Annotated in this window: 20 protein-coding genes; 12 read left to right on the plus strand and 8 right to left on the minus strand. The window is 64.1% G+C overall.

Annotation, left to right across the window (positions count from 1 at the left end):
* The first annotated feature begins 38 nt into the window (after positions 1-38).
* The 4 genes from JAB4_RS06475 to JAB4_RS06490 all read left to right on the plus strand — a co-directional run bounded on the left by JAB4_RS06475 (position 39) and on the right by JAB4_RS06490 (position 5,565).
* Positions 39-2,390, plus strand: coding sequence for an aldehyde dehydrogenase family protein (locus JAB4_RS06475; protein ID WP_070219317.1), 2,352 nt, complete (start codon positions 39-41; stop codon positions 2,388-2,390).
* A 116-nt stretch (positions 2,391-2,506) separates the two neighbouring features.
* A complete protein-coding gene (deoA, locus tag JAB4_RS06480; protein WP_070219316.1) occupies positions 2,507-3,829 on the plus strand; it encodes a thymidine phosphorylase in 1,323 nt (440 codons plus the stop codon).
* A 106-nt stretch (positions 3,830-3,935) separates the two neighbouring features.
* Positions 3,936-4,343: a cytidine deaminase gene (locus JAB4_RS06485; RefSeq protein WP_035824999.1), complete on the plus strand. Its 408-nt coding sequence runs from the start codon at positions 3,936-3,938 to the stop codon at positions 4,341-4,343.
* 4 nt (positions 4,344-4,347) lie between these two features.
* The gene (locus JAB4_RS06490; RefSeq protein WP_175444783.1) at positions 4,348-5,565 is read left to right on the plus strand and encodes a nucleoside deaminase; all 1,218 of its coding nucleotides are present in this window, start codon (positions 4,348-4,350) and stop codon (positions 5,563-5,565) included.
* Between the two features lies 1 nt (position 5,566).
* Here the strand turns inward: JAB4_RS06490 and JAB4_RS06495 are convergent, their stop codons facing one another.
* The 4 genes from JAB4_RS06495 to JAB4_RS06510 form a co-directional block, all read right to left on the minus strand.
* Positions 5,567-6,730 (minus strand): dipeptidase, encoded by a 1,164-nt coding sequence (locus JAB4_RS06495; protein ID WP_139143727.1) that lies wholly within the window; start codon positions 6,728-6,730, stop codon positions 5,567-5,569.
* 11 nt (positions 6,731-6,741) lie between these two features.
* Positions 6,742-7,164, minus strand: a complete 423-nt coding sequence (locus JAB4_RS06500; RefSeq protein ID WP_070219313.1) for a VOC family protein — start codon at positions 7,162-7,164, stop codon at positions 6,742-6,744.
* Between the two features lie 160 nt (positions 7,165-7,324).
* Entirely contained in the window at positions 7,325-7,594 is a 270-nt protein-coding gene (locus tag JAB4_RS06505) for a hypothetical protein (RefSeq protein WP_070219312.1), read from the minus strand.
* 142 nt (positions 7,595-7,736) lie between these two features.
* Positions 7,737-8,219, minus strand: coding sequence for a hypothetical protein (locus JAB4_RS06510; protein WP_070219311.1), 483 nt, complete (start codon positions 8,217-8,219; stop codon positions 7,737-7,739).
* Positions 8,220-8,529: 310 nt separating this feature from the next.
* Between JAB4_RS06510 and JAB4_RS06515 the strand changes: the two genes are divergently transcribed.
* Positions 8,530-9,465: a choice-of-anchor A family protein gene (locus JAB4_RS06515; protein ID WP_070219352.1), complete on the plus strand. Its 936-nt coding sequence runs from the start codon at positions 8,530-8,532 to the stop codon at positions 9,463-9,465.
* Positions 9,466-9,478: 13 nt separating this feature from the next.
* Here JAB4_RS06515 and JAB4_RS06520 read toward each other — a convergent pair whose 3' ends face one another.
* Entirely contained in the window at positions 9,479-10,177 is a 699-nt protein-coding gene (locus JAB4_RS06520; protein ID WP_070219310.1) for a TetR/AcrR family transcriptional regulator, read from the minus strand.
* Between the two features lie 10 nt (positions 10,178-10,187).
* Complete coding sequence (locus tag JAB4_RS06525; RefSeq protein ID WP_070219309.1) at positions 10,188-11,645, minus strand: PLP-dependent aminotransferase family protein; 1,458 nt, start codon at positions 11,643-11,645, stop codon at positions 10,188-10,190.
* 198 nt (positions 11,646-11,843) lie between these two features.
* On the opposite strand from JAB4_RS06525, the gene JAB4_RS06530 reads away from it, so the two are divergent.
* The 7 genes from JAB4_RS06530 (at position 11,844) to JAB4_RS06560 (ending at position 21,684) form a co-directional block, all read left to right on the plus strand.
* Entirely contained in the window at positions 11,844-13,160 is a 1,317-nt protein-coding gene (locus JAB4_RS06530; RefSeq protein WP_070219308.1) for an aspartate aminotransferase family protein, read from the plus strand.
* Between the two features lie 75 nt (positions 13,161-13,235).
* Entirely contained in the window at positions 13,236-14,741 is a 1,506-nt protein-coding gene (locus JAB4_RS06535; protein ID WP_070219351.1) for a CoA-acylating methylmalonate-semialdehyde dehydrogenase, read from the plus strand.
* 44 nt (positions 14,742-14,785) lie between these two features.
* A complete protein-coding gene (locus JAB4_RS06540) occupies positions 14,786-16,153 on the plus strand; it encodes an NAD(P)-dependent oxidoreductase (protein ID WP_070219307.1) in 1,368 nt (455 codons plus the stop codon).
* Entirely contained in the window at positions 16,153-17,433 is a 1,281-nt protein-coding gene (preA, locus tag JAB4_RS06545; RefSeq protein WP_070219306.1) for an NAD-dependent dihydropyrimidine dehydrogenase subunit PreA, read from the plus strand. The genes JAB4_RS06540 and preA overlap by 1 nt, the downstream gene beginning before the upstream one ends.
* 109 nt (positions 17,434-17,542) lie before the next feature.
* Positions 17,543-19,027 (plus strand): NCS1 family nucleobase:cation symporter-1, encoded by a 1,485-nt coding sequence (locus tag JAB4_RS06550; RefSeq protein WP_070219305.1) that lies wholly within the window; start codon positions 17,543-17,545, stop codon positions 19,025-19,027.
* 19 nt (positions 19,028-19,046) lie between these two features.
* Positions 19,047-20,438, plus strand: coding sequence for a dihydropyrimidinase (hydA, locus tag JAB4_RS06555; RefSeq protein ID WP_070219304.1), 1,392 nt, complete (start codon positions 19,047-19,049; stop codon positions 20,436-20,438).
* A 10-nt stretch (positions 20,439-20,448) separates the two neighbouring features.
* A complete protein-coding gene (locus tag JAB4_RS06560; protein ID WP_070219303.1) occupies positions 20,449-21,684 on the plus strand; it encodes a Zn-dependent hydrolase in 1,236 nt (411 codons plus the stop codon).
* Positions 21,685-21,686: 2 nt separating this feature from the next.
* Here JAB4_RS06560 and JAB4_RS06565 read toward each other — a convergent pair whose 3' ends face one another.
* Together JAB4_RS06565 and JAB4_RS06570 are read right to left on the minus strand one after the other, a co-directional pair.
* Positions 21,687-23,441 (minus strand): allantoate amidohydrolase, encoded by a 1,755-nt coding sequence (locus tag JAB4_RS06565; protein WP_070219302.1) that lies wholly within the window; start codon positions 23,439-23,441, stop codon positions 21,687-21,689.
* 73 nt (positions 23,442-23,514) lie between these two features.
* A complete protein-coding gene (locus JAB4_RS06570) occupies positions 23,515-24,453 on the minus strand; it encodes a LysR family transcriptional regulator (protein ID WP_034754583.1) in 939 nt (312 codons plus the stop codon).
* Positions 24,454-24,485: the final 32 nt, after the last annotated feature.

A 24,485-nucleotide genomic window follows, 5' to 3' on the forward strand; every position in this document is an offset into this window, starting at 1 on the left:
CATTCGTCATGACTACAATTAACGAGATTCTCACTACTATGGACTACGGCCCTGCTCCCGAAAGTCAAAAAGAAGCGCAAGCGTGGCTCGACGGCCATCAGCGCAAGTTCGGCCTGTTCATCGACAACGCCTGGAGCGAGCCGGCCGAACTGTTCGCCTCGACCAATCCTGCCGACGGCACGCAGCTGGCCGAGCTGACGCAAGCGACCGATGCGGACGTGGAACGGGCCGTGGAAGCGGCGCGCCGCGCGCTGCCCGTATGGCAAGGCATGGGAGGCCATGGCCGCGCCAAGGTCATGTACGCGCTGGCCCGTCTGCTGCAAAGGCATTCGCGCCTGTTCGCCGTGCTGGAAACCCTGGACAACGGCAAGACCATCCGTGAAACGCGCGATATCGACCTGCCGCTGGCCGCGCGCCATTTCTACCATCACGCCGGCTGGGCGCAGCTGCAGTCGGAAGAATTCGCCGACTACCGCGCCGTGGGCGTGGTGGGCCAGATCGTGCCGTGGAATTTCCCCCTGCTGATGCTGTCGTGGAAAATCGCCCCGGCCCTGGCGGCCGGTAACACGGTCGTCTTCAAGCCGGCCGAATTCACGTCGCTCACCGCCATGCTGTTCGCCGAATTGTGCGTGCAGGCGGGCGTGCCGGCCGGCGTGGTCAACATCGTCACGGGCGACGGCAGAGTGGGCTCGGCCATCGTCAACCACCCCGGCGTCGACAAGATCGCGTTTACGGGTTCCACCGAAGTGGGCCGCCTCATTCGTGAAGCGACGGCCGGTAGCGGCAAGAAGCTGTCCCTCGAATTGGGCGGCAAGTCGCCGTTCATCGTCTTCGAAGACGCGGACCTGGACGGCGCCGTGGAAGGCCTGGTCGATTCGATCTGGTTCAACCAGGGACAAGTGTGCTGCGCCGGCTCGCGCCTGCTGGTGCAGGAATCGGTCCAGGAGCGCTTCCTGAACAAGGTGCGCGCCCGCATGGAAAACCTGCGCCTCGGCTCGCCCCTGGACAAATCGATGGACGTGGGCGCGCTGGTCGACCCCGTGCAGCGCCAGCGCATCGCCGCGCTCGTCGATTCGGCCCGTGCCGAAGGCTGCGACGTGTGGCAGCCCGCGTGCGAACTGCCGGCTGACGGCTCGTGGTTCCCGCCTACCCTGATCACGGGCGCGTCGACGTCGGCCGCCGTGGCACAGGCTGAAATCTTCGGCCCCGTGCTGGTGGCCATGAGCTTCCGCACACCGCCCGAAGCGGTGCAGCTGGCGAACAACACGGTATACGGCCTGGCCGCCAGCGTGTGGACCGAGTCGATCAGCCTGGCCCTCGATATCGCGCCCGCCATCAAGGCCGGCGTAGTGTGGATCAACAGCGCCAACCAGTTCGATGCGGCCTGCGGCTTCGGCGGCTACCGCGAATCGGGTTTCGGTCGCGAAGGCGGCCGCGAAGGCATGCTGGAATACATGACGGCCCTGGCCGAAGATGCGCGCCCGGCCTTGCCGGTGGTGGAAGCGAAAGCCAAGGCCAACGTGAAGCCGGCAGCGGCCGACCCGTTCGCCATCGACCGCACGGCCAAGATGTACATCGGCGGCAAGCAGGCGCGCCCTGACAGCGCCTACAGCGCGCCCGTGTTCGGCGCGAATGGCGCCTTGCTGGCCGAAGTGGGCGTGGGCAGCCGCAAGGACATCCGCAACGCCGTCGAAGCGGCCCATAAAGCGTCCGGCTGGACCAGCGCCACGGCGCACAACCGCGCGCAAGTACTGTACTACATCGCCGAAAATCTGGCAGCGCGCGCCGACGAATTCGCCGCCCGCATCGCCGCCATGACGGGCAGTAAAAACCCGGAGAAGGAAGTGCAGGCATCGATCGAACGCCTGTTCTACTACGCCGCCTGGGCCGACAAGTACGACGGCCTGGCGCACCAGCCGCCCACCAAGGGCATCACCGTGGCGCTCAATGAAGCGGTCGGCGTGATCGGCATCGTCTGCCCGAATGAAGCGCCTTTGCTCGGCTTCATCTCGCTGGTGGCGCCGGCCATCGCGCTGGGCAACCGCGTGGTAGTGGTGCCGTCGGAAGCGCATCCGCTGTCCGCGCTGGACCTGTACCAGGTGTTCGACACGTCCGACCTGCCGGGCGGCGTCGTCAACATCATCAGCGGCAACGCCGATGAACTGGCGCGCACCCTGGCCACGCACGCCGACATCGACGCCGTCTGGCGCCATGACGGCTCCGCCGACGGTTGCGCGGAAGTCGAGCGCCTGTCGGCCGGCACGCTGAAGCGTACCTGGGTCGGCGGCGCGAAGGGCCGCGACTGGTTCAGTGCCGCCCAAAGCGGCGGCCGTGCCGTGCTGGCGCATGCGTCGCAAGTGAAAAACGTGTGGATACCTTACGGCGTTTAACTGACTGATCGTTGGAATTGCAAAGCTGGGGTCAGACCCGTCGGGGGGATACGCCATTGGGCGTATCCCGATCCCGCAGGGACTGACCCCAAACCTATTTTTATTGGAGTTATTCCATGTTTTTGACCCAGGAAATCATCCGCAAGAAGCGCGACAAGGGCGTCCTGAGCGCCGAGGAAATCCAGTTTTTCGTACGCGGCATCACTGACGGCAGCGTCAGCGAAGGGCAGATCGCGGCGCTCGGCATGGCCGTCTATTTCAACGACATGAACATGGACGAGCGCGTGGCGTTCACCCTGGCCATGCGCGATTCCGGCCAGGTGCTGGACTGGCGCTCTCTGAACCTGCCGGGCCCCATCGTCGACAAGCATTCGACGGGCGGCGTGGGCGACGTCGTGTCCCTGCTGCTGGGCCCCATGGTCGCTGCGTGCGGCGGTTACGTGCCGATGATCTCGGGCCGCGGCCTGGGCCACACGGGCGGCACCCTCGACAAGTTCGACGCCATTCCAGGCTATTGCACGGTGCCGGACAATGCACTGTTCCGCAAGGTAGTGCAGGAGATCGGCGTGGCCATCATCGGCCAGACGGCGCAGCTGGCGCCGGCCGACAAGCGCTTCTACAGCATCCGCGACGTCACCGCCACGGTGGAATCGGTGGCGATGATCACCGGCTCCATCCTGTCGAAGAAACTGTCGGCCGGGCTGGACGCGCTGGTGATGGACGTGAAAGTGGGCACGGGCGCCTTCATGCCCACCTACGACAAGTCGGTGGAACTGGCCGAGAGCATCGTCGCCGTGGGCAATGGCGCGGGCATGCAGACGTCGGCGATCCTGACGGACATGAACGAGTCGCTGGCGCCGTACGCCGGCAATGCGCTGGAAGTGCGCGGCGCCATGGATTACCTGACGGGCCGTTCGCGTCCCGCTCGCCTGCACGAAGTCACCCTGGCGCTGTGCGCCGAGATGCTGGTGCTGGGCGGCCTGGCCGCCACCGAAGAGGAAGCGCGCGTGAAATTGATCGCGGCCCTCGATTCGGGCAAAGCGGCCGAGCGCTTTGCGCGCATGGTGTCGGCCCTGGGCGGCCCGGCCGATCTGGTCGAGCATCCTGATAAACACCTGGAACAGGCGCCGTTCGTCGTGCCGGCGCCAGCGCCGTCCGCCGGCTTTGCCAACGTGCGCGATTGCCGCGCCATCGGCCTGGCAGTCGTGGCATTGGGCGGTGGCCGCCGCCTTCCGAGCGACAGCATCGATTTCGCCGTCGGTCTGACGGACCTCGTGGGCCTGGGCGAGCAAGTGGCTGTCGGCCAGCCGCTGGCCATGGTGCACGCGCGCACGGAAGCGGCGGCGCAGCAAGCCGTCAGGGAAATCCAGCAAGCGTATGACATCAGCACGGTGGCGCTGGCCGGCAATCCGGTGATTTATCGTACCATTCGACCGTAGTTGAAAACTGGGGTCAGACCCCCGTTTGCGATGGCGCTGAGCTATGTGTCAGCGGTGTTGAGGGTCTGACCCCGGCCTTAATGATTTCAAAGGTATAACAGAAAAAATGAACAACCAAGAACTGATCGCCGAAGCCAACGCCGGCCGTGAACTGGCCTACGCGCCATACTCGCGTTTCAAGGTGGGCGCGGCGCTGCTGTGCAAGGATGGCCGCGTCTTCCGCGGCTGCAACGTGGAAAACGCCGCGTATGGGTTGTGCAACTGCGCCGAGCGCACGGCATTCTTCAGCGCCATCGCGCATGGCTGCAAACCGGGCGACTTCGCCAAACTGGCCGTCACGGGCGACACGGTCGAGCCGATTTCGCCATGCGGCGCCTGCCGCCAGGTGATCTTCGAGATGGGCGGCGCCGACCTGCCCGTGATCCTGACGAACCTGAAAAACGATGTCATGGAAGTGACGGCGGGCTGGCTGCTGCCGCACGGCTTCGGCAATTCCGACCTGGACATGAAGTAACAGGATCCGCTTGAACAAGACGATCGACATCCAGGCCGCCGTGGCGATAGCCGCGGCCGAAGCCATGGCGGCGAAGACGCAGGGTACCTTTGGCGTGGGCGGCGTGCTGCTCGACGGCACCGGCAACGTGCTGCAATCGATGCACAACAACGTCGTGCGCCAGGGGCTGGTGTTCGACCCCACCGCGCATGGCGAGCGCCAGCTGGTGGACTGGTATTTCGCCGAGCGGGCCAAGGGCGCGCTCTTGCCGCCGCCGGGTGAACTGACCATCGTCACTTCGCTCGACCCCTGCTGCATGTGCACGGGGGCGATCCTGGCGGCAGGCTTCAACGTGGTGGTGGCCGCGCCCGACGTCAAGGCGGGCATCAATTACGATGGCAGCGCCACGTTTACGGCCTTGCCGGCGCCGCTGCAGGCGCAGGCCGGCCGCAGTTTTTGCTATCCGGCCGTGCGCGGCGCCACCGAGTATGCGCGCCTGCCGTCCGGCGCCGCGCCCAAATCTTTTTTCATCGGCAAGAGCATCCATGAGGCGACGCAGGCACTGTGCTCGCTCGTGTTCGAAGCGACATCGGCGCAGGTGATGCAGCTGCTGAACGCCGGCGACGACGTGCCCCTGCGCGATCCCGCCGCCTTGCCGCCCGAGCATGTCGTGGTGCGCGCCTTGCGCCGCCGCTATCCCGACGCCCTGACTTACCGCTGCGACCCGCACGCGCCCGACGCGGGCCTGGCGCCATTCCTGCAGGCGGCCATGGAGCAGGACGCGCGTGATGGCGGCCAGGGCGATGCGGCCGCCTTGCTCGATTCCTTCGGCAACCTGCTGCTATGCATGCCGGGTAAGTTGAGCCAGTCGGCCATCCGCACGCCGTTCATGGAATGCACGCGCCAGTACGCGCAGCTGCGTTTTGAATTGATGGCGAATGCGGCGCCGGCGCTGCAGGAGGAAATCAAAAGCTACCTGGGCCACCCCAAGCACGGCACCTTCGTGCTGGCCATCGGCCCGGACGACAGCGCCGCCAGTGTCATGACCCTGGGTGCCTACGGCTCCACCATGGAAGGGGCGCTGCCGGAGAATAATCCCGCGCAATTTCAGTACGTGCGCCCGGCGATGGCGCAAGACGCGCTGCTGGCGCTGTGCGAGTCGATGCCGCCGCTGTACCGCAAGCTGATACGCATCCGGCCGCGCCAGGTGGCGGACCAGGCCCTGGTTCAGGCGCTAGGCTAGTCTAGGCGTCATCGTCCGGCAGGTTCTTCAGCAGGAAGTCGCGCACGTTTTCGCCTGCCACGCGGCGGATCTGCGCTTCCGACAGGCCAGCATCCAGCAGCGCCTGCGTCAAGCGCGGCAAGCCGGCCGCGTCGATGGCCGTGGTGACGGCGCCGTCGAAGTCCGAACCATAGGCCACGTGTTCGGCGCCGATCAGCTTGACCGTGTACTTGATGGCGCGCGCGATCGAGGCCACGTCCTTGCCGCAGACGGCCGTATTCCAGAAGCCGATACCCACCAGGCCGCCCTGGGCGGCGATGCGTTTCAGCTGGGCGTCGCTCAGGTTGCGCCCGTTGGCGCAGGTGCCGCGCACGCCCGTGTGCGAGACCATCACGGGGCGTTTCGCCAACGTCAGTACGTCGTCGATGGTGGCCGGCGAGGCGTGCGCCAGGTCGACGATCATCTTGCGCTGCTCCATGGCACGCAACCATTGCTTGCCCAGCGGCGTCAGGCCGCCTTTTTTCAGGCCGTGCTGGGAGCCGGACAGTTCCGTGTCGAAGAAATGCGTGGGCGCGGCCATGCGGTAGCCGGACCGGTACAGGGTGTCGAGATTGTCCAGCTTGCCTTCGAGCGCATGCGCGCCTTCCAGTGTCAGCCAGCCGGCCAGCAGGGCGGGGTCTTTTTCGCGCGCGGCGATGAAGCTGCGCAACTGGGCGCGGCTGCCGATGACGCGCACCTTGCCATGGCTATTTGCCGCTTGCTGGCGCAGCTCGTCGGCCTGCCAGGTGGCGCGCGCCAGCAGGCTGTTCCACGTGGCGGGCGGCAAGCCTTGCGCCACCACCAGGGCCGTGATGTTGTCCGTGTCGCTGCCATTGCGCTCGATATTCATCTTGCGCGGCGTCTTGGTGACGACGGAAAAGGCTTGCAGCGCCACGTTGGCCCGCTGCAGGCGGGGAAAGTCGACGTGGCCGCGCTGGCTGTCGCGGTTCAGGTCGCGTTGCCACAGCAGGCTGTCGGCGTGCAGGTCGGCGATCCACAGGCTCTGGTGCAGGGCCACAGTGGCTGCCGACGGCGCCTTGCCGGACGGGGCATGAATGCGGTTGAGATGTTCGTCGACGAGGACGGGAGCGGACAGGAAACCGCCGATCAGCGCAAGGCTGGCGGCGGTGAGGGTAGCGACAATCATTGTTCTCCGTTTTACCATGGATCGTAGGTGCCCAGGCTCCAGATGTGGCCTTCCGGGTCGCGGCAGGTAAAGCCCCGTCCGCCGTAATCTTCATCCTTGATGTCGAGCACGATCTCGGCGCCGGCTTCGCGCGCGCTGCGGTAGACGGCATCGGCGTCGCTGACGACCAGGTAGCAGTTTTGCGTGTTGGCGCCGCCGATGTCGCTTGGCAGTTTCATCAGGCGGCCATAGTCGCTGTCGAGGGCGGGTGCCACCATGACCATGCCGTTGCCAAAGCTCAGTTGCGCATGGGCGACACCACCATTGCCGTCAGGCACGATCAATTGTTTTTCGAAACCGAGTGCCTTGCACAGCCATTCGATGGCGGCGGGCGCGTCGCGGTAGCGCAGGCAGGGAATAGTCGTAGCTGCTGTAGCTTTTGCTGTCGTGGTCATCAGAAAACTCCTATGGCTGAGGGGGAGTAGCTTCGATCATGGATACTGCGTAGCGTTCCGTATCAAATCCCTCCATTTGGATGGTTTTGATGCCCGTCAGTGCCGCGCCCATCCATAGTGCCATAGAACCATCATTGCACTCTTGCCACGACGCAAATTTTTATTGCGGCGAATGCTGCGAAGCCGACGCTTTCTGATCTGCGCCGGCATCGTCGTTGTTGCTTGCCCATCTCAGCAGCATGACGAGGGCAAACAGCATGATGGCCAGCGGCAAGATGGTGATCAGGAACGCCAGGCCCAGGCAGCAGACCAGCAGCATGGGCCACGACATGGTGCGCAAGGCAGCCATCCCCTGGCGCGCGTAAGCGCACAGCTCGTTCCAGAAAGCGCTGAAGGAAGTGCTGCCCGGTGCCGAATTGATGTCTTTCATGCCGTTCTCCTGTCGTGTGGGTGCCGCTGCCGTATGCATGCTGGCAATGAAACCACTATAGGCAAATCCTTGCTGCCGGGTATGGCGTATGCGACGAATGGCAGGAATGGCGGACCGAACGGCGACAGGCAACGACAAACGGTTACTCGAAGACCTTCAGTTTCAGCTGGAAACTGAGCGCGCCATACAGGCGATCCTTGTAGGAGGGCACGATGGCGATATTCACGCCCACGCGCTGGTATTCATAGCTGATGGTGGGGACCAGGGCCGGGAACCAGCCGCCATCGCGCATCTTCGGATAGCCGCTGAAGCCGCCAACGACGGCGCCGATGCGCAGCGGGCCCACCTTGATTGGCTGGTAGTACACGCCCAGGTAATTCGAGTAGGCGCGGTCGCTATTGTAGAAGCGGCCGGCCGTGACCGACGCGACCGTGGAGAAGCGGTATTCGGCGCCCAGGCCCGGATTGCTGTCGTTCAGGTTCTTGTCGCGCTGAAAGTGATACGAATAAAAGCCCGCGTTGAGCCAGGTTTCGCTGAGCGGCTGGTTGTCGATCATGTTAAACACATCGGCTTGCGCGCCGCAGGCATATGCCAGCATCAGTGCGCCTAGGGACAATCGTTTCATGCGTGCTTCATCCTTATGATTTCATACTTTGTGGGCTGGCCTGGTCTGGCGCTGCCGCGATCGTATCACCAAGTTGGCTGCGCTTCTAAGCAATATTGAACGTGCAGAACAGACGGCTGTTTGCCCGTCTGTTTTCAGCGTCATCCGGATGCCTGGGGCGTTCTCCGGGCAGCGCCAGGAGAATGATTCCCGCCGAGCAACTATGTTTTCATTATTGTTACAAAAGTTGTTGGTTTGCGACATATCAAAGCGAATGGATATGATATTCTGGCGTCAAGTTAATTTTCTTTTTGGAAATAAAATGTCAATCATGCCTAAATCATCATTCGTTCTCGTTTTGTCGACCGTGTTTGCCGCCGGCGCCGCGCAAGCCGGTGTTGTCGATTTGGGCATCGGTGGCGCCAATTTGTATTCCCTCAGTAACTTCAGCGCGTCCGGCAGCGATGTCGAAGGCGGCGTGCTGGTGGCCGGCAATCTGACGGCATCGAACTATTCGGTCAATGACAAGAACAAGGATGCCTACGTCACGCATGGCAACACCGGCTATGCGCTGGTGGTTGGCGGCAACCTGAACTACAGCTCCGGCTCGATCAAGAACGGCAATTACTATGTGGGCGGCAGCACGACGACAAGCAGCGTGGGCCTGAACACGGCTAGCAAGACCACGGTGTCGCCCGTGTCGTTCGCCACGACATCGGCGCAGCTGAAAAACACCTCGACCTCGCTGGCCAACGTGGCAGCGACGGGCAGCAGCTCGGTGGCCTATGGCGGCATGACCCTGAAGGGCGGCACGGGCAATGTGCAAGTGTTCGACCTGACTTCCGCGGCGCTGGGCTCGGTGAACAACTTCAAGTTCAGCAATCTGCACACGAACGACACCCTGATCCTCAATATCAGCGGCACGAATGTGAACCTGTCCGGCGGCTACGGCGATTTCAGCAAATACAATGTGCTGTACAACTTCTATGAAGCGCAAACCATCACCTTGAACGGCGTGGGCCTGTACGGCAGCGTCCTGGCGCCGCTGGCGACCCTGGCCGGCGGTAATGGCCAGATCAACGGCAGCGTGGTGGTGGGGAACTGGGCCTCGAACATCCAGGTCAATGCGAACCATTATTTCAATGCCACCAACGTGTCCGGTTATGTGTCCGCCGTGCCGGAACCGGAAACCTATGCGATGCTGCTGGCAGGCCTGGGCATGATCGGCTTCATGGCGCGCCGCCGCAAGAGCAAGACGGCTGCGTAAGCGTTCGCGCCGTTCAGAAAACCGCCTGTCGAGGCGGTTTTTTTTCGTCCGCTGGCGGCATGGCCACCGCCGCCAGCACCATGTGCGCGATCAGGGCTTCCGCGTCCTCATAGTCCTTGCGCGTGAGCTGCTTGCGTTCCAGCACCAGGGCCATCTGTGCCGAAAAATCCGCATACGATTGGGTCATGGCCCAGATGGCGAACATCAGATGCGTGGCGTTGACAGGCGCGATCCGGCCGGCGGCGATCCACGCTTCGAAGACGGCGATATCCTTGCGCAGCAGGGGCACGACCCGGTCGCGTATCTGCGTGCCGTACAGGGGCGCGCCATTGATCACTTCCAGCGCATACACGCGCGAGGCCCACGGCTGTTCGCGCGAAAAACGCAGCTTGGCGCCGATATACGCGCGCAGCACGTCGCGCGGCTCGTCGTCTTCATTGGCCAGCATGTCCATGCGCGCCAGCCAGTCGTCGAGCACGTCGTCGAGCACGCGCTGGTACAGCAGCTGCTTGGACGGGAAGTAATACATCAGGTTTTGCTTCGACAGGCCGGCCCGCTCGGCGATGGTGGCGATCGACGCGCCCTCATAGCCGCATTCGGCGAACGCGCGCACGGCTTGCTCCAGGATGTCCGCTTCCAGGCGGTCGCGGTTTTGCAAACGCCGGCCGCCGGCATTTTTCACGGGAAGGGCAGGGGATTTGTCGCTGGCCATGGCGGTTTCTTTAGCGTGGGCGTATCGATTGCAGGAAGGCCTGCAGCACGGGGGTATCGGTGTAGGTCACGTTGAAGCGGAACCACACCGTCTCGGGCGCGCGCAGCATGAAAAATTCGTTCGGCGACAGCAGGATACCCGCCTTCAAGGCCATGTCGGCGATGATCTTGCCGTTCCATTCCGGCGTTTGCACGTCGGGCCAGCCGGCGCTGACGAACATGCCGCCGCGGGGCCGCGCCACGGGCGCCATGCCCGCCTGCGCCAGGCAGTCGATGCTGCGCTCGCGGGCCGCATCGAGCTGCGCCACGAGCCGTTCGACCATGCGCTTGTAGGGCCGCGCGGAGATGGCGTGGTAGACGGCGCGCTCGTTGATTTCCGACGTCGTCAGTCCCGCCAGCATTTTCACGCGCACCAGTTCGGCCACCAGCGGCGGCGAGGCGCAAATCGATCCCACGCGCAGCACGGGCGACAGAGTCTTGGAAAAACTGCCCACGCGGATCACGCGGCGCAAGCCGTCCATCGCCGCCAGCGACGCTTCGCCGCGCGCCGCCAGTTCGCGGTAGATATCGTCTTCCACCAGCCAGAAATCGAATTGTTCGGCCAGCGCCAGCAGGCGGTGCGCCTGCGCCTGGCTCAGGGAAGTACCGAGCGGATTTTGCAGCACCGTGTTGACGAACATGAGCTTCGGCTGGGTGCGCGCGGCTTCAACGGCCAGCGCATCGAGATCGAGGCCCGCTTCGCCGCGGTGGACGCCCACGGGGATGCAGCCATGGTGGCGTATCAGCGACTGCAGGTTGCTGTAGCCGGGGTCCTCCACCAGCACCGTGTCGCCCGGCTTGGTCAGGCTGCGCAGGATCAAGTCAAAAGCATGCGTGGCGCCGTGCGTCAGCAGGACCTGGTCCGGCTCGACCTGGAACAGCTCTTCCGACAGGCTGCTTGCCAGGTGCTGGCGCAGCGAGGGAAAGCCGAGAGGGTGGCCATAGCCGCGCAGGCGGCTGGCGGGAATGCGCATGGCCTGGCGCACGGCGTCGAGCACGGTCGCTTCGCCATACATCTCGGGCGGCAGCCAGCCCGCTCCCACGGGCAGCGCGTCGGACACGCCCGAATACAGGTCCGGCGTGAGGGCGTCGATGGCCGTGGGGCTGGCATGCACAGCCAATTGCGGCGAGGCGGCGATATCGTGGCGCGCGACGAAATAGCCGGAACCGCGCCGCGACGACAGCAAGCCGAGGTTGACCAGGCGGTCATACGATTCGACGACGGTAAAGGTCGACACGCCATTGCAGCGGGCGAACTGGCGCACGGACGGCATGCGCGTGCCGATGCGCAGGGCGCGGCTGCCCACCATGACGCTGATGGCGATGACGATCTGCTCGACGAGGCCGCCCTTTTTCTGGCGGTCGATGTCGAGTACGGGCCAGCCGCTGGCTTGCTCGGGGGCATCGTCTGTGCTGTCGCTGTGCTTCACGGTGGCTCCTTTGCTGCCTTGCACAAAACTGTAGTGGTTTTTCGACCTGTACGGTTGGGATACTTTGCCGTTTGTGTATCTGTGCCATTGGGAATGGCCTGTCTATTATTACATCAGCTTTTTGCCAACTGGTAAATTATTTTACGCTTCGTCAAAAACGATCCTGGTCCCGCGCCAGCCCATCCCAAGGAGAAGGTCATGAACGAAACAAGGCCGGAATCGATGTCGGCATTCTGGATGCCGTTTACGAACAACCGCGATTTCAAGGCCAACCCGCGCCTGCTGGTGTCGGCCGAAGGCATGTACTACAAGGACGTCGATGGCAACGCCATCCTCGATGGCACGGCGGGACTGTGGTGCGTGCCGTGCGGCCATGCGCAGCCGAAAATCGTCGGCGCCATCCGCGACATGGTGGGCCAGCTCGACTTCGCCCCCACTTTCCAGATGGGCCATCCGGCCGCCTTCGACCTGGCGGAAAAACTGATGGACTACACGGGCCACAAGTTCGGCCACGTGTTTTATACGAATTCCGGCTCCGAGGCCGTCGACACGGCGTTGAAGATCGCGCTGGCCTACCACCGGGCGCGCGGCGAGGGTGCACGCACGCGCCTGATCGGCCGTGAACGCGGTTACCACGGCGTGGGCTTCGGCGGCATTTCCGTGGGCGGCATCGGCGGCAACCGCAAGACCTTCGGCCCCCTGCTGCCGGGCGTGGACCACCTGCCGCACACGCACAACCTGGACCAGAACGCCTACACGGTGGGCGAGCCCGACTACGGCACCCACCTGGCCGACGAGCTCGAGCGCATCGTCGCCCTGCACGACGCCTCGACGATTGCCGCCGTCATCGTCGAACCGGTGGCCGGTTCCACGGGCGTGCTGATCCCGCCGAAAGGCTATCTGAAACGCTTGCGCGAACTGTGCACCAAGCACGGCATCCTGCTGATTTTCGATGAAGTGATCACGGGTTTCGGCCGCATGACGACGCCGTTCGCCGCCGATTATTTCGACGTCGAGCCGGACCTGATGACGACGGCGAAGGGCCTGACCAACGGCATGGTGCCGATGGGGGCAGTGTTCAGCAAAAAATACATCCACGATGCCTTCATGGATGCGCCGCCGGGCATCGAACTGTTCCACGGCTATACGTATTCCGGCCACCCGCTGGCCTGCGCCGCCTCGCTGGCCACCTTGCAGGTGTTCGAGGAGCAGGACATCCTGGGCCACGCGAAAGCGATGCAGGCGTACTGGAGCGACGCCGTGCATTCCTTGAAAGGTTTGCCGCACGTGATCGACCTGCGCAGCATCGGCCTGATCGCCGGCATCGAACTCGATCCCATCGCCGGCAAACCGGGCACGCGCGCCTTCAACGCCTTCAAGCAGGCCTTCGCCGACGGTGTGCTGATACGCACGACGGGCGACATCATCGCGCTGTCGCCGCCGCTGGTGCTGGAGAAGCAGCATGTCGACGAGCTGTTCGGCAAGCTGGCCACGGTGCTGAAGAACCTTGATTAAGCCCCGGGGTCAGACCCGCCGGGTCTGACCCCAGAATTTGCCCTTGGGGTAAAGAGAGGAAATAACGTGAACCAAATTAACACACAGCTCGACACCATCACCCACTACATCAACGGCGCCAAAATCGACACCCAAAGCGGCCGCTACGGCGACGTCTACAACCCGGCCCTGGGCGAGCCTGTGGCGCGCGTGGCGCTGGGCACCGTGGAAGACGTGGACGCGGCCGTGCAGGCGGCGGCGGCCGCCTTTCCCTCGTGGTCGGCCACGCCGCCGCTGACGCGCGCCAGGGTTCTGTTCCGCTACCTGCAGCTGTGCCAGCAGCACACGGATGAATTTGCCGCCATGCTCACGCGCGAGCATGGCAAGACCTTTGCCGATGCGCAGGGCGAGGTGGCGCGCGGCATCGAGATGGTGGAATTTGCCGTCGGCATACCGCAACTGCTGAAGGGCGAATTCACGGACCAGATTTCGCGCGGCATCGACGCCTGGTCCATGCGCCAGGCACTCGGCGTGGTGGCCGGCATCACGCCATTCAATTTTCCCGTGATGGTGCCGATGTGGATGTTCCCCGTCGCCATCGCTTGCGGCAATACCTTCGTCTTGAAACCATCCGAGCGCGATCCGTCCGCGTCGCTGCTGCACGCGAAACTGTTGAAAGAAGCGGGCTTGCCCGACGGTGTCTTCAACGTGGTACAGGGCGACAAGGTGACGGTCGACGCCTTGCTCGACCACCCCGTGGTGCAGGCGATCAGCTTTGTCGGCTCGACGCCGATCGCCGAATACATCTATGCGCGCGGCAGCGCCAGCGGCAAGCGTGTGCAAGCCTTGGGCGGCGCGAAAAACCACATGGTGGTGATGCCCGACGCGGACATGGAGATGACGGTCGACGCGCTGATCGGCGCGGCTTACGGATCTGCGGGCGAGCGCTGCATGGCCATCTCCGTCGTCGTGGCCGTGGGCGACGCGGGCGACAAGTTGATCGATGCACTGGCAACGCGCACGGCCGCACTGAAAGTGCGCGACGGTATGGAAGATGGTGCGGAAATGGGCCCGGTCGTGTCGCTGGCGGCCAAGCAGCGTATCGAAAAACTGATCGCCTCGGGCGTGGAGCAGGGCGCGACTTTGGTGGTCGATGGACGCAACCATGTGGTGCCGGGACGCGAGAACGGTTTCTTTGTCGGCGGCACCTTGTTCGATCACGTCACGCGTGACATGAATATCTACAAGGAAGAGATTTTCGGCCCCGTGCTGTGCGTGCTGCGCTGTCCAGACGTGGTGCACGCGGTGGAGCTGATCAACGCCAACGAGTATGGCAACGGCGTGGCCATCTACACGCGCGATGGCGGCGTGGCGCGCGAATTCGTGCGCCAGATCCAGGTCGGCATGGTGGGCGTCAACATCCCCTTGCCCGTGCCGATGGCCTTCAACAGTTTTGGCGGCTGGAAGCGCAGCATGTTCGGCGACCACCACGCGTATGGCCCCGAAGGCGTGCGTTTCTACACGCGCCACAAGGCCGTGATGCAGCGCTGGCCGAACACGGCAAGCGCTGGTGTGGAATTTGCTTTTCCCCAGATGAAGTAAGGGTTTTAAATCAAACATCGGCCGCACAAAAAAAGGAAACCGCGATGATCGAGTCCTTGAGTTATTTACCGCATCCCGCCCTGCCCAACGAGGAATTGGCGGGCCACTTCACGGACCTGGCACCGCCCCTGACGGCGCGCCAGGCCGCCATCGAAAGCGCCCGCTGCCTGTATTGCTACGACGCGCCGTGCAGCCGTATCTGTCCGTCGGAAATCGACGTGGCCAGCTTCATCCGCAACATCCACGACAAGAACATCAACGGCGCCGCCGCCGGCATCCTGAAGCAGAACATCCTGGGCGGCAGCTGCGCGCGCGTCTGCCCGACGGAGATTCTGTGCGAAGACGTCTGCGTGCGCAACCACGACGCCGAAGGCCAGCCGGTCAAGATTGGCCTCTTGCAGCGCTATGCCGTCGACCACATGCATTTTACGGCGCACCCTTTCAAACGGGCGGCAAGCACGGGCAAGACCATCGCCATCGTCGGCGCGGGTCCGGCCGGCCTGTCGTGCGCGCACCGCCTGGCCATGCTGGGCCACGACGTGGTGATCTTTGAAAAAGAGGACAAGGCCGGTGGCCTGAATGAATACGGCATCGCCAAATACAAGCTGACGGACGATTTCGCGCAGAAGGAAGTTGAATTTTTGCTGGGCATCGGCGGTATCGCCATCCGATGTCGCCAGGCGCTGGGTGAAAACGTGCAGCTGCGCGACTTGCATGCGCAGTACGACGCCGTCTTCCTGGGCCTGGGCCTGGGCGCCAGCCGCAAACTGGGCTTGACGGGCGAGGACGCACCGGGCTTGCTGGCGGCCGTCGATTACATCGCCGCGTTGCGCCAGGCGGACGACCTGGCCGCGCTGCCCGTGCCGAAACGCGCCATCGTCATTGGCGCCGGCAATACGGCCATCGACATGGCCGTCCAGATTCAAAGGCTGGGCGCCGAGGAAGTCACCCTGGTCTACCGGCGCGGTTTCGACGCCATGACGGCCACCCATCATGAACAGGAGATCGCCAAGGCGAACCAGGTGCGCATGCTGACGTGGGCCCAGCCGCAGCAGGTGCTGCTTGACGCTGCCGGCAAGGTGGCCGGCATGCGTTTCGAGAAAACCCGCATGCAGGGCACGCGCCTGGCGGGCACGGGCGAAACGTTCGACGTGGCGGCCGACGCCATCTTCAAGGCCATCGGCCAGAGCCTTGATACGCAGGTGCTGCATGACCCGATGGCATCCTTGCTGCAGCGCGAAGGCGACAAGATCGCCGTCGACGCGGGTTTCCGCACGGTGCTGCCGGGGATCTACGCGGGCGGCGACTGCGTGGCGCCGGGGCAGGACTTGACGGTGCAGGCCGTCCAGCATGGCAAGCTGGCCGCACTGGCCATCCATTCCGATCTGTTCAATAAAGTGGAGGCTGCATAATGGCTGATCTCAGCATCGAATTTTGCGGCATCAAGGCGCCGAATCCCTTCTGGCTGGCGTCCGCACCGCCGACCGACAAGGCGTATAACGTGGTGCGCGCCTTCGAGGCGGGGTGGGGTGGCGTCGTGTGGAAAACGCTCGGTGAAGACCCTGCCGCCGTCAACGTCTCGTCGCGCTATTCCGCCCTGTACGGCAAGAACCGCGAAGTGGTGGGCTTCAACAACATCGAGCTGATTACCGACCGCTCTCTGGAGATCAACCTGCGCGAAATCACGCAGGTGAAAAAGGACTGGCCCGACCGCGCCATGATCGTCTCCCTGATGCTGCCCTGCGAAGAGCATTACTGGGCCGACATCCTGCCCAAGGTCGAGGCGACGGGGGCAGACGGCATCGAGCTCAATTTCGGCTGCCCGCACGGCATGCCGGAGCGCGGCATGGGCGCGGCCGTGGGCCAGGTGCCCGAGTATGTGCAGATGGTGACCGCCTGGTGCAAGAAACACAGCCGACTGCCCGTCATCGTCAAGCTCACGCCCAACATCACGGACGTGCGCATGCCGGCGCGCGCGGCCAAGGCAGGCGGCGCGGACGCCGTTTCGCTGATCAACACCATCAATTCCATCACCTCGCTGGACCTGGACCGCATGGTGGCCTTGCCGATTGTCGGTGGCGCCAGCACGCACGGCGGCTATTGCGGCGCGGCCGTGAAACCCATCGCCCTGAACATGGTGGCGGAAATCGCGCGCGATCCGCAGACGCGCGGCTTGCCCATTTCCGGCATCGGCGGCATCGGCAACTGGCGCGACGCGGCCGAATTCATCGCCCTGGGCGCCGGCTGCGTGCAGGTGTGCACGGCCGCCATGCTGCATGGCTTCCGCATCGTCGAAGAAATGAAGGATGGCCTGTCGCGCTGGATGGACGAGAAGGGCTATGCACGCATCAGCGATTTTTCCGGCAAGGCCGTGGCCAACACGACGGACTGGAAATACCTGGACATGAATTACCAGGTGATCGCGCAGATCAACCAGGACGACTGCATCAAATGCGGCAAGTGCTACGTGGCTTGCGAAGACACCTCGCACCAGTCGATTGCGCAACTGATCGACGCCGCCGGCACGCGCACATATGAAGTGATCAAGGAGGAATGCGTGGGCTGCAACCTGTGCGAAATCACCTGTCCGGTGCAGGGCTGCATCACGATGGTGCCGCAGGCCACGGGCAAGCCGTACATGAACTGGACGCAGGATCCGCGCAACCCCCGGGCATTGGCGGAATCGGTATAGGGCACGTTTTTTGCGTACGCATATTTTATAAACAGTTGCCCAACTTTGCAGTAAGCTAGGCCGCAGCCGTTTTTAAAACGCCCAACCTCCCAACCGATGGAGCATACCTGTGAACCACGACTATTCAGGCAACACGCAACTCTGGAATGAAGACCTGGCGCCCACCACGGCGGCGCAGCGCACCTGGCGCTGGTATCACTTCGCCGCGCTGTGGGTGGGCATGGTGATGTGCATTCCCGCCTACACCCTGTCGGCCAGCCTGATCGACAGCGGCATGTCCGGTTACCAGGCGGTGCTCACGGTCTTTCTCGCCAACGCCATCGTGCTCTTGCCCATGCTGCTGATCGGCCATGCGGGCACCAAGTACGGCATCCCGTATGCCGTGCTGGCGCGCGCCTCGTTCGGCACCATGGGCGCGCGCCTGCCGGCATTGATGCGCGCCATCGTCGCCTGCGGCTGGTACGGCATCCAGACCTGGTTCGGCGGGCAGATGATCTACACGCTGATGGGCGTGCTGATGGGGCATGAGCTGGGCGGCGAGAAGATCGCTGGCCTGGGCATCAACGGTAGCCAGTTGCTGTGCTTCCTGGCTTTCTGGGCCATCCAGTTCTATTACATCCTGCATGGCATGGAATCGATCCGCAAGCTCGAAACCTATACGGCACCCCTGAAAATCCTGATCTGCTTCGTGCTGCTGTACTGGGTGCACAGCAAGGCCGGCGGCGTGGCCAGCCTGCTGGACCAGCCATCGCAATTCATCCCCGGCGGCAAAAAGGCGGGCCAGTTCTGGAGCGTCTTCTGGCCGTCGCTCACCGCCATGGTGGGCTTCTGGGCCACCTTGGCATTGAACATTCCCGACTTCACGCGCTTTGCCAAGACGCAGCGCGACCAGATCGTGGGCCAGTCGGTCGGCTTGCCCGTGCCGATGGGTTTGCTGGCCATGCTGGCCGTGATCGTCACTGCCGGTTCGGTCGTCATGTACGGCAAGGCCATCTGGGACCCAGTCGACCTGGCCAGCCGCATGACGGGCGCCGCCGTGCTGATCGCCCTGATCATCCTCCTGATCGACACGGTCAGCGTCAACCTGGCGGCCAACCTGGTGGGGCCTGCGTACGACTTTTCCTCGCTGGCGCCGAAGCAGATTTCATACAAGATGGGCGGCTACATCACGGCCTTCATCGCCATCGTCATGATGCCGTGGAAGGTGCTCGAGTCGACACAGGGCTATATCTTCACTTGGCTGATCGGCTACTCGGCCTTGCTGGGCCCCATCGCCGGCATCCTCATCGTCGACTATTACTTTGTGCGCAAGACGCAGCTCGACGTCAGGCAGTTGTACCGCGACGACGGCGTCTACTCGTATGGCAATGGCTGGAACATGGCGGCGCTGATCGCCTTTGTCATCGCCGTGCTGCCGAATATCCCGGGCTTTTTGAACGCTGCCTTTCCCACGGCGTTTCCCGGCGTGGGCGAAGGCTTTAAAACCATCTACACCTACGCCTGGTTCGTGGGCGTGGCCATCGCCGCAGTCGTCTACGGCGCCATGATGAAGGGCAAGGTAGCTGCGCTCGTACAGCAGGCGCCCCAGTCCTGATCTTTTCGAAGGAGACAAGATGACTACACTGATACGTGGCGGTACCGTCGTCAACGCCGACCGCGCGTTTCGCGCCGATGTGCTGATCGAGGGCGACACGATTGCCGCCGTCGGCGAGAACCTGGCGCTGCCGGCCGGCGCCACCGTGATCGACGCGGGCGGCCTGTACGTGATGCCGGGGGGGATAGACACGCACACGCACATGAATTTGCCCTTCATGGGCACCGTGACGGCCGACGATTTTTTCACGGGCACGGCGGCGGGACTGGCGGGCGGCACCACCACCATCATGGACTTCGTCATCCCCGCGCCGAAGCAGTCGCTGATCGAGGCCTATCACCAGTGGCGCGAGTGGTCGGCCAAGGCGGCTGGCGACTACACCTTCCACGTGGCGATCACCTGGTGGAGCGAACAGGTACATGAAGAGATGGGAGTGCTGGTGCGCGAGCATGGCGTGAACAGCTTCAAGCACTTCATGGCCTATAAAAATGCCATCATGGCCGACGATGAAACCCTGGTGAAAAGCTTTACCCGCTCGCTGGAACTGGGGGCGCTGCCCACCGTCCATGCGGAAAACGGCGAACTGGTTTTTCAGTTGCAGCAAGCCCTGCTCAAAAAAGGCATCACCGGTCCGCAGGCGCACCCGCTGTCGCGCCCTCCCGCCGTGGAGGCGGAGGCGGCCAACCGCGCCATCGCGATCGCCAACGTTTTGAATACCCCCGTGTACATCGTGCACGTCTCGTGCGCGGAGTCGCTCGACGCCATCACGCGGGCGCGCGCCAACGGCCAGCGCGTATATGGCGAAGCGCTGGCGGGCCACCTGGTGATCGACGACAGCGTCTACCAGAGCGACGATTTCGACTACGTGGCGGGCCACGTCATGAGCCCGCCGTTTCGCGGCAAGCACCATCAATCGGCACTGTGGCACGGCCTGCAAAGCGGCAACCTGCACACGACGGCCACCGACCACTGCACCTTCTGCGCCGAGCAGAAGGCGGCTGGCAAGAATGACTTTACGCGCATCCCGAACGGCTGCGGCGGCGTCGAGGAACGCATGGCCGTGGTGTGGGATGCTGGCGTCAATTCGGGCATGCTCACCCCCTCAGAATTCGTCAAGGTGTCGTCCACCAATGCGGCGCAGATCTTCAATATGTATCCACGCAAGGGCGTCATCGCCGCAGGCAGCGATGCCGACATCGTGCTGTGGGACCCGCAGGGCACGCGCACCATTTCCGCCGCCACGCAGTTCGCCAAGGGAGGCTTCAATGTCTTCGAAGGGCGCACCGTGCGCGGCATCCCCAGCACCACGATTGCCGCCGGCAAGGTGGTGTTCCACCAGGGCGAACTGATGGCCGTCGAAGGGGCGGGGCGCTATATCGAGCGTCCCGCGTTTGCCGCCACGACCGCATAAGGAGTTGACGATGGATGCATTGCGTATCAATGGTGAGCGCCTGTGGGCAGCCCTGATGGAACTGGCGCGTATCGGCGCGACAGCGAAGGGCGGCGTCAAGCGCCTGGCCCTGACGGACCTCGACAAGGAAGGCCGCGACCTGGTGGCAGGCTGGGGCCGCGAGGCGGGCATGAGCATCACGATCGACCAGATCGGCAATGTCTTCATGCGCCGCGACGGCATGGACAATACCTTGCCGCCCGTGATGACGGGCAGCCATATCGACACGCAGCCCACGGGCGGCAAGTTCGATGGCAACTACGGCGTGCTGGCGGGCCTGGAAGTGGTGCGCACCCTGAACGATCTGAAGATCAAGACGCAGGCACCGATCGAGGTGGCCTTCTGGACCAACGAGGAAGGCTCGCGTTTCGTGCCCGTGATGATGGGCTCGGGCGTGTTTTGCGGCGCCTTCTCGCTGGAAACCGCGTATGCGGCCAAGGACACGGAAGGCAAGACCGTGGGCGAGGAGCTGGCGCGCATCGGATACAAGGGTGAGCAGGTGCCGGGCGACCATCCGATCGGCGCCTATTTTGAGACGCATATCGAACAGGGCCCCGTGCTGGAAGACGCGGACACGGTTATCGGCGTGGTGCCGGCCGTGATGGGGCTGTCCTGGTACGACTGCGTGGTGACGGGCATGGAAGCACATGCGGGCCCCACGCCCATGGGCTTGCGCAAGGATGCGCTGCAGGTGGCCACCACCATCATGCAGGAAGTGGTGGCGATTGCCAACCGCTACCCGCCGTACGGGCGGGGCACGGTGGGCATGGTGCAGGTCTTCCCGAACAGCCGCAACGTGATCCCCGGCGAAGTCAAATTCAGCATCGACCTGCGCAACGTGAACGACGAGCTGCTCAACACCATGCACGGCGAGATCACGGCTTTCATCGATGCCACGCGCGAAAAAACAGGCTTGGGCATTTCACTGGAAAGAGTCTCCTACTACCCGCCATGTCCGTTCCACCCCGACTGCGTGGGCGCCGTGCGCAACGCCACGGCCAAACTCGGCTACTCCGTGATGGATGTGGTGTCCGGCGCCGGCCATGACGCCATCTACGCGGCCCGGCTGGCGCCGGCCGGCATGATCTTCGTGCCGTGCAAGGACGGCATCAGCCACAATGAAATCGAGGACGCCAAGCCCGAGCACCTGGAAGCGGGCTGCAACGTGCTGCTGCACGCGATGCTGGAGCGGGCCGTGGCCGTGTAACCTCAGGGCTTGGGCTGGAAGTTGCGCAAAAACGCCAGCAGCGCGCGCGCCGCGATGTCGGCGTCGTCGGCCGTCATGGTTTCCAGCGGGTTGTGGCTGATGCCGCCATTGCCGCAGCGGGTAAACAGCATGGCCACGTCGGTGATGGCGGCCATGGCCATGGCGTCGTGGCCGGCGCCCGACAGCAGCGCGTACGGTGCGATGCCGACGGATTCCACGGCTTGCGCCAGCTGCGCCATCAGCCACGGCGCGCATGGCGCCGCGCGCGCCGACAGCAGCAGTTCCAGCTGGTAGTCGATCTGGCGCCGCGCGCAGATGGCGGCGATGCCATCCAGAATATCGTCGACGGCTGCCTGGCGCACGGCGTCAACGGCCGCGCGTATATCGAGCGACAGGGTGCAGGCGCCGGCGATCACGTTGACGGAGCCGTTGGGCACCTGCAGCTGGCCCACGGTGCCCACCAGCGCTTCGCCGTGGCTGCAGCGCTGTTCCACCAGCAGGATGATTTCGGCGGCCGCGCTGGCCGCGTCCTTGCGCATGGTCATGGGCGTGGTGCCCGCGTGGCTGGCCACGCCGCCCAGGCTGACCAGGTAGCGCGAGCTGCCGGCGATCGCCGTGACGATCCCCAGCGGCAGGTCGCGCTCAAGCAGCACGGGGCCCTGTTCGATATGCACCTCCACATAGCCGAGCAGGCTGGCCGGATCGCGCGCGATGGCGCCGATGGCGCTCGCCTCGTGGCCGGCGGCGGTCAGCGCGTCGCGCATGCTCACGCCGTCCGCATCCAACTGCTCCAGCAACGACACGTCGAATTTGCCCGTCACGGCCGTACTGCCCAAAAACGTGCTCTTGAAGCGTACGCCTTCCTCTTCGGCGAAGCCGACGACCTCGAAATGAAACGGCAGCTTTTCGCCCCGTTCGTGCAGATGGCGCACGACGGCGATCGGCAGCACGATGCCCAGGCGGCCGTCGTACTTGCCGCCGTTGCGCACCGTGTCGTAGTGCGATCCCGTCATCAGGGTCTTCGCGCCGGGCGCGTCGGACAGATAGCGCCCGACGACATTGCCGACGGCGTCGATGTGCACCTGCATGCCCGCGTCCCGCATCCAGTCGGCCAGCTGCGCGGCCGTTTTGCGGTGCGCCGGCGTCAGGTAGGCGCAGGTCAGGTTGTAATCGCTGTCGCTCCAGCCGGCCAGCGTTTCCGCCTGCTGCATGATGGCGGGGCCGAAGTCCAGGCGCACGTCGAACAGGTCGTTCAGGCGCAGTTCGGCGATGCGCTTGATCTGCCGCAGCGATTCGGCCAGTTCATCGGCGCGCCGGTTTTTCAGGCGGCGCGCAAACGTGGCGATGATGTCCTGGCGCGTCAGGCCCTCGCCCGTCGGACCCTTGACGGCCAGGATGAAGGGAAAGCCGAACTTGGCGTTGTATTCGCTGTTGAGGCGCTGCAGGGTGGCGAATTCATCAGGGCTGCACAGGTTCAGGCCCGACTTGGCCTGTTCGCGCGTCGATTCCGCCGTCAGCTGCCCGGCGATGGCGGCCTTGCCGGCCAGTTCCGGGTGGGCGCGTATCAGTCCCAGCTGCTCTTCGGGCGAGGCTTGCGCCAGCACGCGCTGCAGCTCCGTCTTGAGGGCCGTCAGGCTGGCAAACGGCCGGGCGGCGGCCGCGCGCTGGGCGATCCAGGGCGAGTGTTCGTAGATGCCATGCAGGTGCGCGATAAAATCGGCCTGGCTGCCGGCGTTCAGGTCTGAAAGGGTGGTCATGGTTTTCCGATCATGCAAGCGGTGATGATAGCGCCCCGTTCCTGCCTCCATTATATGCGCGCGCTGATAGCGGCTATCGCTGCACCAGCGCCTTGGCGGCCGCGCTGACCTGGTCGCGCAGCCATTTGTGTTCGGGCGCCTGGTGCACGCGCTGGTGCCACAGCTGGTAAAAGCGCATCGGCGGGAATTTCAAGGGCACGGTGTACGTTTTCAGCGGCAGGGTCTTTTCATAGAAGCGCATGAATTGCCGGCCCGTGGTGAGCACCAGATCCGTCTGCGTCAGCATGTAGGGGATCAGGCCGAAATACGCCGACTCCACCACCACGTTGCGCTGCAGGTTTTGCCGTTCGAGGAAGGAATCGATCACGCCGTGGTAGCCGGGCATCATCTGCGACGGCGCCACGTGGGGCAGGCTCAGGTAGTCGTCGAGCGTCATGGCGTCGCTGGCGGTGCGGCGCGCATAGGCGTTTTCCGCATGCATGGCGCAGATGATGGGGTCTTCGAACAGCTTCGAGATGTGCAGGTGGGCGGGCGGCTCGTCCCAGTTGGCGATCACCAGGTCCAGGCCACCATCGGACAGCTGGCGGATATGGTCGATGCCCGGCCCCAGGCTGTGCAGCACGACGCGGCTTTTCGGCGAGCCGCGGCGCAGCAGGGCCACCACGTTGGGCAGAAACTGGCTGTCCAGGTAGTCGGGCGCGGCGATATGGAAGGTGCGCGCCTCTTCCTGCGCCACGAACGGCGTCTTCTTGACGAACAGGCTTTCCGTCTGGTCGAGGATGCGCTTGGCCGGATTGAGCAGGCTTTCGCCATGCTGGGTCGGCACCATGCCGCGCGCGCCGCGCACGAGCAGCGGGTCGCCCGTCAGTTCGCGCAGCTTGCGCAGGGAGGCGGAAATCGAGGGCTGCGGCTGATTGAGTTTGAGCGCCACGCGCGAGACATTCTTTTCCACCAGCAGCAGGTAGAGGATGCGGATCAGGTGCAGGTCGAGGTGTTGCGGCAGGCTGGACATGTGACGGCGGCTCTGTTGTATATCGATTTGAA

The sequence above is a fragment of the Janthinobacterium sp. HH102 genome, assembly GCF_001758625.2.
In the GTDB taxonomy this organism is placed as follows: domain Bacteria; phylum Pseudomonadota; class Gammaproteobacteria; order Burkholderiales; family Burkholderiaceae_D; genus Janthinobacterium.